Here is a 13,865-nt window from a genome sequence, read left to right on the forward strand (position 1 = left end):
ACAAATCCATATATAAAGCGAAGGGAAGGAATTTATCATGTCTATTGTAATCACAGGTGCAACAGGTCAACTTGGAGGTCTTGTTATTCAAAATCTTTTGGGTAAAAAAGTGCCCGCGAATCAAATCGTTGCGGTTGTTCGCAATGTGGAAAAAGCTTCGGCGCTTGCCGAACTCGGAGTTGAATTGCGTCAAGGAGATTATAATGACCAGGCATCGCTCGAAAAAGCGTTTGCCGGAGCTGCCAAGCTGCTCTTTATCCCGAGCCCGGACGCTCACGACGAAACGCTTCGTATGGCTCAACATACGAATGTAGTCCAAGCAGCCAAATCAGCCAAGGTTGGACATATTTTATATTACGGCTTTGCCTTTGGAGAAGAGTCCAAATTGGTTCTTGCTCCGACGCATGTGTCTACGGAAAATCTTATTCGGAACGTAAATATTCCTTATACGTTCCTGCGCAACTCCCTGTATACGGATGTGTTTGTTAATCCTCAGTCGGTAGGGGCAGCCGTGCAGTTTGGGGCGCTTATCACAAACGCGGGAGACGGAAGAGTCAATACGGCGTCACGCAGCGATCTTGCTTTGGCCGGCGCCGTAGTTCTTACACAGGACGGACATGAGAACAAGTCCTATAACCTGGTTGCCAGTGAAACGTGGAGCTTCGGGGAACTTGCGCGAGTGATCTCGGAGGTATCCGGCAAGCAGGTCGTCTATCAGTCCGTTTCGTTCGACGAGCAAAAGGGAATTCTTCTTCAAGCAGGACTTCCTGAGCCTGTGGCAGCCCTGTTTGCAGGTATTTATCAAGAAATTTCCCAAGGCGAGACATCAAAAACATCGGATGATCTGAAAAATCTCATCGGAACGCTGACTCCTCTTAATGAGATTGTTAAGCAAGCTTTGCAAGGTTAATAAATTTCAAAGGGCTGCCCCTAAAGCAGGTAATACCTGCTAGGGGCAGCCCTATTTTTTTGAGCGCCCCGACTTACGCCTTCCCGGCACCCAAGCCGGATGCTTCTCTCAAAGCGTAGCGCCTGTTCAGCATATAGCCGAACAGTGAGGCGAGAGATTGCTGAAACAGCATGCCCAGCACGACAGGAATGGCAACGGGAGCAGGGAAGTAGGCGATTGCCAGAACGGCGCCGGCACTGATGTTGCGCATGCCTCCGTTAAACGTCAAAGCAATGACGATGTCATCCCGCCAGCGCATCAGCTTGGCGATGAGCCAGCCAAGGATGTAGCCAAGTGAGGCCAAGATAAGCACGAAAAAGGCTAGACCGAGCAGCTTGCCGTTGATGTCGCGCAAAAAAGGGGCGATCACGGAGCCGTTAATGGCGACAACTATGCCCATCGCGATTTTCGAAAAAGGTCCTAAACGTCCACTCCATTGCTCCTTGATTTTGCCGCGCGTCCATTGATTGAGCAGCATGCCGATCAGGGAGGGCAGCACGATCATGAAGAACAAGCCTTTCATCATAGCCAGCGTGTCCATTTGTACTTTGGCACCGACTAGTACGGACATCGTATACGGGACAACGAATGGCGAAAGAACCGTATCCACCAAGATGATTGATAGTGTCAATGCAATGTGTCCGCGATAAATGGCGACCCAGACGAAGCTGCTAATGCCCGTGGGGATAGCAGCAGCCAAAATCAGGCCGGTCATTGTAAATGAATCGTCGCTATAAACGACATGCCCGAGCCCCATGGCCAGAAGCGGCATCATGACATGCAGAATGAACAAAGTCGTGATCAAAGGGAGCGGCTGAACGACGACCTGCACGAATTCTTTGAAGCTGGAGCTGATGCTTCCCGAGAAGGTCATAAAGGCGAAGAGCCAGGGCGATAAGTACGTATATCCAGATAAATGACTGCCCAGCAAAACACCGATAAGCACGCTGACAGGCGTAATGAGGGGCATGATTTTTTCCATTTTTTTGTTAAGTTGCGGCAGCATATCGAAGGACTTCCTTCCCTGAAATTCATTTGATCTCCTATGTTAACGTGTGCAAAGTCAAAAAAAAAGGTGACTCTAATATCTGTTTCGGCCCGTCGGCCAAGAGCGTTATTCAAGTTTTCAGCATAATGTTATTATAGCCTTAATTTGCTTGCTGTTCATAGGTTTATTTGGCGGTGTCTTCCTCATCTCTACAGATGACCGATTAAATTCCCTATTTTCACCGAAACATAATCGTGCTATGATGATTAACAATTGAATGGAAATGAATCCCTAGGGGCGCCGAAAGGCTGAGACAGAGTGATCTGAACCCTTTGAACCTGAACTGGGTCATACCAGCGGAGGAAAGTGGAATTTCGAAATTGTCAGGACATCTACGCATATGAAGCATATTCATCATGCTTAGTATGGGCGGACCTACAACCACTTTTCTTCGGAAAAGTGGTTTTTTTGCGTTCAAATACAAGCGCTGTGCAAAGAGAGGGTGGCAGAGTATGGCGGGTTATGAGCTGCATGTGATCTCAAACGGCAAGCAGAACTGGAAGGCGATGGCGGCGATCTCCAGTAAGATTCAACTTTACGTCACTGCCATACATATTCGGGAGAAAACAATGCGCGCGGAAGAGATTCGGCAAGGATTGAAAATATTGCTGGAAGCGGGTGTTTCACCCGGGAGCATTTATATAAACGGACACCCTGGCATAGCAACAGCGGCCAAGGTGGGAGGAACGCATCTGCCGGGCAGCAGCCCGCCGCTTACGGACGTTGAAGAGTTTTTGCAGGGCGATATGCGGGCAGGGGTCTCGGTTCACAGCGCTGAGGAAGCGCTGGTGCGGGAACAGGAAGGGGCGGACTACCTGATGTTCGGGCATGTGTTTGCTACTGGTTCAAAGCATGGTTTACCTCCTAGGGGGCTGGAGCAGCTGCGGGAAGTGACAGCTAAGGCGGCAATTCCTGTCATCGCCATCGGAGGGATAACAACGAAACGAGTAAGGTCAGTGCTGGAGGCAGGAGCGTCTGGCGTGGCTGTCATGAGCGGCATATGGGAAGCGCAGGATCCTCTGCTAGCGGTGAGAGCTTATGCGGATGAGCTGAAAGGATGGCGGTGAGGTAGGTGGATCAAATGAATTTAAATCGAGGGAATCAAGGGAGTCTTATGAGACCTGGCGGGCGTTCGCATGAGGTCGTCATTGTAGGCGGCGGCGTCATTGGCTGCTCCATCGCATACCACCTGGCGAGACGTGGCCAGGCGGTCACGGTCTTGGAACGAGGCAAAGCCTGCGCAGAAGCCTCTGCAGCCGCAGCCGGCATGCTCGGCGCGCAGTCCGAGATGGAGGATACGGGGCCGCTGTTCCAGTGGGCCCGGCGCAGCAGGGCCATGTTCCCGCAGCTGGCCGAGGAACTGAAGGCGATCACGGGCATCGACATCGGCCTCGTCCGTGAAGGGCTTTTGAACGTCGCGTTCAGCGACGTTCAAGAAGCGGAGCTGCGCGCTCGCGAGAAGCTCCAGCGCGCAGCGGGCGAGCAGGCCGACTGGCTGAGCGCAGCCGCAGCCGCTCGGCTAGAGCCGGCCTTGAGCCAGGCCGTGCGCGGAGCACTCTACCTGCCGGACGACGGGCAGGTAGAAGCGCCGCTTCTGGCGCAGGCGTTCGTGCAGGCAGCCCGTCAGCTTGGGGCGAATGTGCAGGAATTCGCCCAAGTGCAGGGGCTGCTCACAGAGCAAGGCAGGGCCATCGGCGTAATGACAAGCGATGGTCCGTTATACAGCGATTGCGTGATCGTCGCTTCGGGTGCTTGGAGCGGCCAGCTACTGGCCGGTATCGGCGTGAAGCTGCCGGTGTACCCCGTGAAGGGCGAATGCTTCTCCGTCCTGACGCCGAAGCCTGTGCTGCGCAAGACCCTGTTTACCCCAGGGTGCTACATCGTGCCCAAAGCAGGAGGCAGACTGCTGGTCGGGGCGACAGTAGTGCCCGGCAGCTACGATCGTAAGGTGTCGCTGGCCGGATTGGCCGAGCTGTTGGATCGGGCGAAGCAGCTCATGCCCGCCATCGGCGAGGCGGAATGGGAGAAAGCCTGGTCGGGCCTGCGTCCGCAGACACCGGACGGTCTGCCGTACATCGGCAAGGTGCCGGCGGTCGAGGGGTTGTATGCAGCTTGCGGGCATTATCGCAATGGAATCTTGCTCAGTCCGATCACCGGTAAGGTAATGGCGGAACTGGTATTGGGAGGAGCCGGAGAGCAAGGGGCGGTTTCTCAGTTGGAGTTAATCTTTGAACCGAGCAGAAAGGAGCTGCACATCATTGAGGCTGCACATTAACGGTCAAATCGTTGAAGTACCGGATACCGTCATGACCGTGACGGAGCTGCTGGAGCATTTTGAGCTGGCCGGGAAAATGCTGGTCGTCGAACTCAATCAGACGATTCTGCAAAAAGAAGATCACGCGCAAGCAGCGTTATCCGAAGGAAATAAAATCGAAATCGTTCATTTTGTAGGAGGGGGCTAAGGTATGTTAAAAATCGGTTCTTACGAGTTTGGCTCACGTCTTTTGCTCGGTACGGGGAAGTTCCCGAATTTTGAGATTCAAAAGCAAGCCGTAGATGTCAGTGAATCGCAGATTCTGACTTTCGCCGTGCGAAGAATGAATATTTTTGAGGCGAGCCAGCCGAATTTTTTGTCCATGCTGGACGTGTCGAAGTTTACGCTGCTGCCGAATACGGCGGGGGCGAAGACAGCGGAAGAGGCTGTGCGCATTGCAAAGCTGGCGAAAGCGTCCGGACTTTGCGACATGATCAAAGTCGAAGTCATCGGAGATGATAAGACGCTGTTGCCCGATCCGATCGAGACGCTGAAGGCGTCGGAAATGCTTTTGAAAGAAGGCTTCATCGTGCTTCCGTACACGTCGGACGACGTGCTGCTGGCCAAACGGCTGCAGGAGCTGGGCGTACACGCCATCATGCCGGGCGCATCGCCGATCGGTACGGGTCAAGGCATTATCAATCCGTTGAATTTGAGCTTCATCATTGAGCAAGCGACTGTGCCCGTGATCGTAGATGCAGGCATCGGGGCTCCCTCGGACGCAGCTTTGGCGATGGAGATGGGGGCCGACGGCGTGCTGTTGAACACAGCGGTTTCTGGGGCGAAGGATCCGGTGAAAATGGCGCTCGCGATGAAGCTTGCCATCGAAGCGGGACGCGCCGGCTTCGAGGCGGGGCGTATTCCTAAGAAGCGGTACGCTTCGGCTAGCAGCCCGGTTGAGGGATTGAGCCGGTTGTGAAGGCAGGTGGGCACCTAACCGCTGCTCCCACCGCCCCACCACGCGCAATTAACGGGAAAAGCTCCAGCTATTTTCAACGATTTTCTCTGAAATCACCGTCAGGCGTCAATTTAGCTGGAGGATTTCCATCTAATTGTTCACCTTGCTTGGCGGGAGCGAAATTAGAGGGAGGATTTCCAGTTCATTGAGACGGACGGCGCCGAAGAGACTCAGGAAGTCTAAGAAGGAGGAAATATGCCTATTCCCAAAGCATTAACGATCGCCGGCTCCGACAGCGGAGGCGGGGCGGGCATTCAAGCGGATTTGAAGACGTTCCAGGAGCTGGGCGTTTACGGCATGTCGGCGATAACGGCAGTGACTGCCCAGAATACGCTCGGTGTACAGGGCGTTTACCCGATGAGTACGGAAGCGATCGAGCGCCAATTAGCGTCGATCGGTGAGGACCTGACACCGGATGCGCTAAAAACAGGCATGCTGTTCAGCGGTGAAATCATCCGGATGGTTGCCGCCTCCATTACCAAATTCGCATGGGAGCGCGTTGTCGTCGATCCGGTGATGATCGCCAAAGGAGGAGCCTCCCTGCTGCAGCAGGAGGCTATCGATACGATGGTTGGCGTCCTGCTTCCGCTTGCGACCGTCGTGACGCCTAACATACCCGAAGCGGAAGCGCTAAGCGGAATGCGAATCACAGACACCGCCTCGCGTCAACAGGCGGCGAAGCGCATCCATCAATATGGTTGCAAGCATGTGATGATCAAAGGGGGTCACGATGAGGCGGATATCGATCACGCAAAAGACTTGCTTTACGACGGCGAGACGTTCATCGAATTCACATCGCGGCGCTTGGTGACCAGGCATACCCACGGAACAGGATGCACCTTCGCTGCTGTTATCACCTCGGGCCTCGCGCAGGGACTGTCGATTGGGGATGCGGTCCAACTAGCGAAGCGCTTTATCCATGCGGCGATTGCGGAGCCGCTTCATATCGGCGGCGGGCATGGGCCGACGAATCATTGGGCGTATGGGCATCGGCTGAGGGAGCGGGACGAACGATTAAACGGTGGCGGAGATAGGGAGCAAGAGTATGTTGTGAGGCGGGAATTTGAAATCGACACGCTCTTTGGTAACATCCACGTCCAGACGCGAGGTGATCTATGAATAGCGAGCAGTTGCGGCAAGCGCTGCGCTTGTATCTGGTCATGGGCAGCTCGAACTGTGCCGGGGCTGACCCGTATGCGGTGCTCGAGGCCGCCATCGAGGGCGGCATCACGATGTTTCAGTTCCGCGAGAAAGGCGCCGGCGCCCTGCAGGGGCAGGCGCGGCTCGAGCTGGGCGCCCGGCTGCGCCGCTTGTGCGCGCAGCGGGGAGTGCCGTTCATCGTGAACGACGATGAACGGCTCGCTCTAGAGCTTGAGGCCGATGGCATCCACATCGGCCAAGAGGATGCCCCGGCCGCCGCCATGCGCAGGCGGCTTCCGGGCATGATCGTGGGCGTATCGGCCCACGATCTGCTCGAGGCGGAGTCGGCGCTGGCCGCAGGCGCCGACTACTTGGGCGTCGGGCCCCAATACGCCACGCGCACGAAGCTTGATGCGCGTGAGGTCCAGGGGCCCGCAGTCATCGCGCGGATGCGCGCAGGCGGCATCCGCTTGCCGCTCGTCGGCATCGGAGGCATCGATGCCGCGAACGCCCCCGCCGTCATCCGCGCAGGCGCGGACGGCGTCGCCGTAGTGAGCGCGATCTCGCAGGCGCGCTCACCCAAACAAGCAGCCGCCGAGCTGCTAAACACCATCAAATCCATTGGGAGGAATTCATAATGACAACGAATTCGCAGGTTAACAAACAGGTTAATGACGTTAAAATTTCAACATTTCCCGGCAGCCGCAAAGTATATGTACAGGGCTCCAGACCCGATATTCAAGTACCGATGAGGGAAATCGCATTAAGTCCGACGACAAATATGTTCGGCCAAGAAGAAGCGAATGAACCGGTAAGGGTCTATGATACTAGCGGACAGTATACGGATGTCGAGCAGCAAACCGATATCCGGCGAGGCCTGCCGGCCAATCGCTTGCCATGGATCGAGGAGCGCGGAGATGTCGAATCGTACGTTGGTCGCCAAGTGAAGCCGGAAGACAATGGACTTTCTTCACCCGATGCCAAAGGTGCCGCAGAAGTGTTCCCAGGCCTCCATCGTAGACCGCTTCGGGCCAAACCTGGTCATAACGTGACCCAAATGCACTACGCCCGCCAGGGCATCATCACGCCGGAGATGGAGTACATCGCCATTCGCGAAAGTGTAAAGCCGGAATTCGTTCGTGACGAGGTCGCCAGAGGCCGTGCCATTATCCCTTCTAATATTAATCATCCCGAAAGCGAGCCGATGATTATCGGACGCAACTTCCTCGTGAAAATCAATGCGAACATCGGAAACTCTGCAGTCGCTTCTTCCATAGAAGAGGAAGTCGAGAAAATGACGTGGGCGACCCGCTGGGGCGCCGATACGATCATGGACCTCTCGACCGGCAAAAACATACATACCACGCGCGAATGGATCATCCGCAACTCGCCGGTTCCTGTCGGCACCGTGCCGCTCTACCAAGCGCTGGAAAAAGTGAACGGCAAAGCCGAGGATCTCACTTGGGAAGTGTATCGCGACACGCTCATCGAGCAGGCTGAGCAAGGGGTAAGCTACTTCACGATCCACGCAGGGGTGCTGCTGCGCTACATCCCGATGACGGCGAAGCGGGTGACGGGCATCGTCTCCCGTGGCGGTTCGATCATGGCGGCGTGGTGCCTGGCGCACCATAAAGAGAACTTCCTTTATACGCATTTCGAAGAAATCTGCGAAATCATGAAAGCTTACGATGTCGCCTTTTCCCTTGGCGACGGCCTGCGCCCCGGCTCGATCGCCGATGCGAACGACGAAGCCCAGTTCGCCGAACTCGAAACGCTCGGCGAATTAACAGAGATCGCTTGGCGTCATGACGTCCAAGTGATGGTTGAAGGACCGGGTCATGTGCCGATGCACATGATCAAGGAAAACATGGACCGTCAGCTTGATGTCTGCAAAGAGGCTCCGTTCTACACGCTGGGTCCGCTGACGACGGACATTGCGCCGGGTTACGACCACATCACCTCCGCCATCGGAGCGGCGATGATCGGATGGTTCGGAACGGCGATGCTGTGCTACGTGACGCCGAAGGAGCATCTCGGCCTCCCGAACAAAAACGACGTCCGCGAAGGCGTCGTCACGTACAAGATCGCGGCGCACGCCGCCGATCTGGCCAAAGGCCATCCGGGTGCGCAGATTCGCGATAACGCGCTTTCGAAGGCGCGCTTCGAGTTCCGCTGGCGCGACCAGTTCAATCTCTCGCTCGATCCGGAACGCGCGATCGAGTACCACGATGAGACGCTGCCGGCCGAAGGGGCGAAGACGGCGCATTTTTGCTCGATGTGCGGGCCGAAGTTCTGTTCCATGCGCATTACGCAGGACATCAGGCAGTACGCGCATGCGCAGGGGCTGGAGGAGGAAGCGGCGCTGAACAGCGGTATGGAAGAGAAGGCAAAGGAATTCCGCGAAGCCGGAAGCAAAATCTATAGTTGATTTATCCGGGGGCGATTCTGTCGAAAATGGTGACAGAAACGCCCCTTTTTGCTACCATAGAGAAAAGCTGTCTTTCGTTTAATCCTTTAACGCGTTGAATGGAGAATGTGATTAATCGAATTTTTCATATAAAATGCGCAATTGACATGTGTTCCATTTCGCATTATGATACGGTTAAAAAGATTTGACCGTTGTCTAATTAATCTCTTTTTGAGAGAGCAAGAGCAGACCGATAGCCGCGGCGTGATGCGGATCTATGGGCAATTAGAGGGAGGTCGGGTCCAAGATGAAGCTGTTGCCGATTTATATCATTGAAGATCTTGAGCAATTGAAAACCGTGAGCGATCCGCTTCGCGCCAAAGTCCTGCAATATTTAATAGAGAAAGCGTATACTGGACAGCAGTTGGCTAAACTATTAGGTATGGCGCGGGCAAAGGTGCATTATCATTTGAATGAATTGGAAAAGCACGGCTTCATTTCAGTCGTTCGTACGGAGCTTAAAAACGGTATCGTGCAAAAATTTTACCGAGCTATCGCCCGTGGTTTCATACCTGGTGAAAAGCTGCTTCCTTACGTCTCCGAGGTGGAAAACTATTACCGTGAAAGAACGTTAAGCGTACTTGCCAATGCCAGACGCAGAGCGATCACCGCACCCGAAGAGGCATTCCAGATTCCGTCTCCAGACCGTACGCAATGGCCGATCATTATGACGCAGGTCGAGGTCAAGATGAGCAAGGAAAAATATGCGGCATGGCTCAGAAAGTTCCGCGATCTGATCTATGAGCTTGATGCGCAGCAGGAAGAGCATGGGGACTGGTATTATTTGACGACGGTCGGCTTCCGGACGAACGAGCCGTCTTTTGACCCCGTTGATGAAGAAGAGGAGAGATAAACATGCTGGACCCAAGACTAACGAAGCTGGCTGATGTGCTTGTTAACTATTCCGTTCAAGCGCGGCCGGGCGAAAATATTTTGATCGAAGCCTATGGCATCGATAACGCTTTGGTGAAAGAGCTTGTGAAAAAAGTTCACGAAGCCGGCGCCCATCCTTTTGTCAACCTGCGCGACCATGCGGTGATGCGCCAGCTCATTATGGACAGTACTGAAGCGCAGATGCAAACCTGGGCGGATTTTGACGCTTTTCAAATGAAACAAATGCAAGGCTACATAGGCGTGCGCGGCGGCCTCAACAGCTATGAGATGTCCGATATCCCTGCGGACCGCATGAAGCTCTATAATTCCATTTATTATCAACAGGTTCATTTTGATGTCCGGATTAAGGATACGAGATGGGTTGTTCTTCGTTATCCGACGCCTTCCATGGCGCAGCTCGCCAGCATGAGCACGGAGGCGTTCGAAGATTTCTACTTCAATGTATGTACGATGGATTACGGCAAAATGTCCAAAGCGATGGATTCGCTCAAAGCGCTGATGGACCGTACGGATAAAGTGCGCCTGGTCGGTCCGGGCACCGACTTGACGTTCTCGATCAAAGGCATCGGCAGCATCAAATGCGGCGGTGAAATGAACATCCCGGACGGCGAAGTGTATACGGCGCCAGTGCGTGATTCCGTTAACGGCGTCATCAGCTTCAATACGCCGACTCCGCATGACGGCTTTATCTACGAGAATATCGTTCTTGAATTCGAAAACGGTAAAATCGTGAATGCGACTGCGAACGATACGGCACGCATTAACGAAGTCTTCGATATGGATGAAGGCGCACGTTACGTGGGTGAATTCGCGATTGGCGTGAATCCGTTCATTCAGCACCCGATGAAGGATACGCTGTTCGACGAGAAGATCGACGGCAGCTTCCATTTTACGCCGGGCAACTGCTATGACGATGCGTACAACGGCAACAAATCTTCGCTGCACTGGGATATCGTCAATATCCAGCGCCCAGAGTACGGCGGCGGCGAAATTTGGTTCGACGATGTGCTGATTCGTAAAGACGGTCTCTTCGTCCTGCCTGAGCTTCTGCAGCTCAATCCTGAGAATTTGAAATAGTGCTTCTTGTAAAAATCAAAGGTAATCCCAATGGCCTGTAACAGGCCGACAGGGATTGCCTTTTCGGCTTTGCGGGGATAAAACCTGAGCTGGAGGTTTTCACATGCTGCATTGGATTTCGTCCAATGAAAAGAAGTAGATCCAGAAGAAAATAGAGCTTTGATTGGAAATAATCCAATCAAATGGATCGATCTGTCCTTACCGCTCCCTATTTCAAGCAAAACATTGGATAGAATCCAATGTTTTGCTTGTTTTCGTCCAGTATCACTAAAATCCACTGCACAAATTCCAATAGAACGATCGAGATACGCGCGCGGTCCCGGGTGTCCGATGCCTAAGTCATGGCTGGGAACCCGTATATCCTTCTTGGCGCGAAGGTTTCGGAGACAAACGCTTCATTGACAATATAGAGCGGTCAGCATACCATTGTAAGTAAGTAAATTTTCAATTATTGGCATGATATTTTGACTAACTAACGTTTTGTTAGGGGGCAAGAGCATGAAGGAAGAGCTATCAGGTTCTAACAATTACGCGGAAACCGGGAAATCCAACATCTGCGAAGTGCTGCAAATCCTCGGAGCTAAATGGTCTTTTCTGGTCCTTGAAGAGCTGCTGAAAGGTCCACAGCGCTTTAGACAGCTTCAGCGGAATGCCGCTGTCATAAAGACACAGTCGCTAACGGATACGCTCCGCCACTTGGAGCACAACGGGCTGGTACGCCGTGAAGTCTTTCCTACTGTGCCGGTTACCGTAGAGTACTCGTTGACAGAGAAGGGCAGCGATTTCCAGGCGGCTTTGAAAGAAATGGAAAAATGGGTCCAAAAGTGGGGCGCTCAACCGCAGGCATCTGTGGAAGCCACCGTATCTTCCTAAATCAAATAGCGGCGGTCCAAACGATATGTTATCGTATATGGACTGCCGTTTTTTTATATAGGAAAATATGCAAAGCACATTTTCTATGGATAAGCGGGGGCTCACCCATACCCATCAAGTTAAGAAATACCTTCACCCCCAAAACGAAATAAATGCTCACGAAATATGCTAGGACGCTTTTTTCCTGTTTGGGCTCTTTTAACGTGGTACCGCGGAGAAGTTGATTCCCTTCCACTTGGAAAGGTCAAGTACAAATACGCATGGTAATTAACCCCTTTGAAGGGGCGCCAGCATGAATGATTCATGCCAGGGTGACGATACGATCTGCCGTTCGAATCGCAAGCGCAACTGTAGTCAACGTTGGATTTCCGGACCCAATGAATGGCAAAACGCTGTTGTCGGCCACATAAAGTCCGGAGATGCCGTGAACTTGACCGTACCTGTCCGTGACTGAGGTCGAAGGATCGTCACCCATACGGCACGTACCCGAAGTGTGATGCAAATCTCCGGTAGGTACAAGGCAGATTTCACCCAAGGTGATATCGGCAACGGAAGAAATCCGCTTTACAGACTCTACCATCTTAAGAATTTCGGCTTGTTCCGCTTCACTAAATGAAAAGTGCACTTCAATTTCCGGTACTCCGTATTCATCTTTTCTGTCAGGGTTTAGTACGACCCTGTTTTCATACCGAGGATCAATCTTGCCAAAACATTGGAGAAGAATCTCCAGATCCTCCAAGAATGGTTTTTCTTGAGATGATGGATACCAATCAAAACCGCTCGGTCCCATCAGACGGATCTGATACGGCTTATCCGGAGTCGCAGTAATTAAAACCCCGAGAGTTCCCGGAATATCCGTGAAATCTCTCCGGTTTACTTTTCCGGGAGCAAGCATAAAAACTTGATTTGTCATATAATGGCCGACCGCTCCTCCCTGGATGCCAGAATGAAGCAGCAACCGCGGAGTTTCATACGTACTCGCCGACAATACGATCGTTTTTGCTTTAAGAATATAAGAACGCATATCCGGAGACATAACCTTAACGCCGGTTGCTTTCCCCTGATCGAACAGCACTTGAACGGCACGGGCGTTTATAGCCAAATCGAAAGGTCTAAGAAATAAAGCTTTAGCAAGGAGAGAAAAAGAACTAAAAAAAACATCCGCATGAACTTCCCCGAACTTTGTCGGATGAATATCGGCGGCTATCGGCATATATCTCGATTCGGGAAAACCGCCTTGCTGCAGACGATCCAGCAATATCTCCGTTAACGTTGACCCTCTGGCATATTCGTCGGTGACATTCATGACCCGCTCGGCAATGTCATAATAGGTTTCCATTTCACGAATCGGGACCGGCCAACCCGGAAGCAGAGACAAAATCAAGCGAGAAGCAACTACATCCCAGAATACGGTCCTTCCCCCAAGACAAATAACCTCTCTTGCCCCTATAAACTCCGGATAGGATCCTTGCAATGGTTTTGCTATGTACCGGTAATATTGCTCAAGACGTGTACGATTCATCATTGGAAGGTTGCGGCCATGCGTTGGCATTACAATGTCTCCTCTTTCAATAATGCCAATCCGCTTACCATTGTTCCGCCACTGTTCGCACAGTCTCCAGAGCATGGTTCCTCCTCCGGCACCTGTACCAACAATCAGAACATCGTATTCGTTTTCCGCCATCGTTTCCAATGAAGTCAAAGGAATCCAATTTTCGATATATTCCGGTGGTGTGTGACAAGTCGGAGGAATCGCAACTGGCCCTATGTCCGAATCGATGAAGAAAGGAAGATTCACCGTTTTTTCGGCAATGTTCTGATCTGGGCTTTCGATGGATGGATTAAGTGTTATGAGATCATCAATCGATACACGCTTTTGAGCCGCGATGATTCGAAGTGTATCGTTGTTTCGAGCAACCCATATTTTCAATGCCATGACTCCTTTTTCACTCCTTTACATCTGAAGGCTACGCCAAATTTAGTTTATGTAAGGGATACACGGAATAAGTCCGACAATACTTACTTATCATGTTAAAGCGGCGGGACTGTTCCTATCATCTGGCATGCAACCTTATAGAACTTTCTATGGACATTCCGCCAGGTTCTTCTTCAGATCCTACAAATGATGGAGAAAAATGGGCAAAA

At 52.5% G+C, this 13,865-nt stretch carries 12 protein-coding genes, 1 pseudogene and 1 riboswitch; of the genes and pseudogenes, 11 read left to right on the forward strand and 2 right to left on the reverse strand.

All coding sequences use genetic code 11. The features are described 5' to 3' along the window. Nucleotides 1–37: 37 nt before the first annotated feature. Entirely contained in the window at nt 38–910 is an 873-nt protein-coding gene (locus ICC18_RS04880) for an SDR family oxidoreductase (protein ID WP_188173269.1), read from the forward strand. Nucleotides 911–983: 73 nt separating this feature from the next. Here the strand turns inward: ICC18_RS04880 and ICC18_RS04885 are convergent, their stop codons facing one another. After that, complete coding sequence (locus tag ICC18_RS04885; RefSeq protein WP_188173270.1) at nt 984–1,955, reverse strand: bile acid:sodium symporter family protein; 972 nt, start codon at nt 1,953–1,955, stop codon at nt 984–986. 265 nt (nt 1,956–2,220) lie between these two features. After that, nucleotides 2,221–2,319: riboswitch (TPP riboswitch) on the forward strand. 130 nt (nt 2,320–2,449) lie between these two features. Between ICC18_RS04885 and ICC18_RS04890 the strand changes: the two genes are divergently transcribed. The 10 genes and pseudogenes from ICC18_RS04890 to ICC18_RS04935 all read left to right on the forward strand — a co-directional run bounded on the left by ICC18_RS04890 (nt 2,450) and on the right by ICC18_RS04935 (nt 11,720). Beyond that, the gene (locus ICC18_RS04890) at nt 2,450–3,064 is read left to right on the forward strand and encodes a thiamine phosphate synthase (RefSeq protein WP_188173271.1); all 615 of its coding nucleotides are present in this window, start codon (nt 2,450–2,452) and stop codon (nt 3,062–3,064) included. A 47-nt stretch (nt 3,065–3,111) separates the two neighbouring features. After that, nucleotides 3,112–4,272: a glycine oxidase ThiO gene (thiO, locus tag ICC18_RS04895; RefSeq protein ID WP_188173272.1), complete on the forward strand. Its 1,161-nt coding sequence runs from the start codon at nt 3,112–3,114 to the stop codon at nt 4,270–4,272. After that, on the forward strand, nt 4,256–4,459 hold the full coding sequence (thiS, locus tag ICC18_RS04900; RefSeq protein WP_188173273.1) for a sulfur carrier protein ThiS: 204 nt from the start codon (nt 4,256–4,258) through the stop codon (nt 4,457–4,459). Before thiO ends, thiS begins: the two co-directional genes overlap by 17 nt. 3 nt (nt 4,460–4,462) lie before the next feature. Further along, on the forward strand, nt 4,463–5,230 hold the full coding sequence (locus tag ICC18_RS04905; RefSeq protein ID WP_188173274.1) for a thiazole synthase: 768 nt from the start codon (nt 4,463–4,465) through the stop codon (nt 5,228–5,230). 234 nt (nt 5,231–5,464) lie between these two features. Continuing rightward, nucleotides 5,465–6,253: pseudogene (gene thiD, locus ICC18_RS04910) on the forward strand (bifunctional hydroxymethylpyrimidine kinase/phosphomethylpyrimidine kinase); the annotation flags it as partial. Between the two features lie 131 nt (nt 6,254–6,384). Continuing rightward, complete coding sequence (gene thiE / locus ICC18_RS04915; protein WP_188173276.1) at nt 6,385–7,047, forward strand: thiamine phosphate synthase; 663 nt, start codon at nt 6,385–6,387, stop codon at nt 7,045–7,047. Then, on the forward strand, nt 7,047–8,837 hold the full coding sequence (gene thiC, locus ICC18_RS04920; RefSeq protein WP_188173277.1) for a phosphomethylpyrimidine synthase ThiC: 1,791 nt from the start codon (nt 7,047–7,049) through the stop codon (nt 8,835–8,837). Before thiE ends, thiC begins: the two co-directional genes overlap by 1 nt. Nucleotides 8,838–9,123: 286 nt before the next feature. Next, the gene (locus ICC18_RS04925; protein ID WP_188173278.1) at nt 9,124–9,729 is read left to right on the forward strand and encodes an ArsR/SmtB family transcription factor; all 606 of its coding nucleotides are present in this window, start codon (nt 9,124–9,126) and stop codon (nt 9,727–9,729) included. A 2-nt stretch (nt 9,730–9,731) separates the two neighbouring features. Further along, nucleotides 9,732–10,847 carry an aminopeptidase gene (locus ICC18_RS04930; RefSeq protein WP_188173279.1) on the forward strand — a complete coding sequence of 372 codons (1,116 nt, stop codon included), beginning with the start codon at nt 9,732–9,734 and terminating at the stop codon, nt 10,845–10,847. A 498-nt stretch (nt 10,848–11,345) separates the two neighbouring features. Continuing rightward, the gene (locus ICC18_RS04935; RefSeq protein ID WP_188173280.1) at nt 11,346–11,720 is read left to right on the forward strand and encodes a winged helix-turn-helix transcriptional regulator; all 375 of its coding nucleotides are present in this window, start codon (nt 11,346–11,348) and stop codon (nt 11,718–11,720) included. Between the two features lie 301 nt (nt 11,721–12,021). Here the strand turns inward: ICC18_RS04935 and ICC18_RS04940 are convergent, their stop codons facing one another. After that, nucleotides 12,022–13,656 carry a GMC oxidoreductase gene (locus tag ICC18_RS04940; protein WP_223192346.1) on the reverse strand — a complete coding sequence of 545 codons (1,635 nt, stop codon included), beginning with the start codon at nt 13,654–13,656 and terminating at the stop codon, nt 12,022–12,024. Between the last annotated feature and the right edge of the window lie 209 nt (nt 13,657–13,865).

The organism is Paenibacillus sedimenti (assembly GCF_014534655.1).
Classification (GTDB): domain Bacteria; phylum Bacillota; class Bacilli; order Paenibacillales; family NBRC-103111; genus Paenibacillus_E; species Paenibacillus_E sedimenti.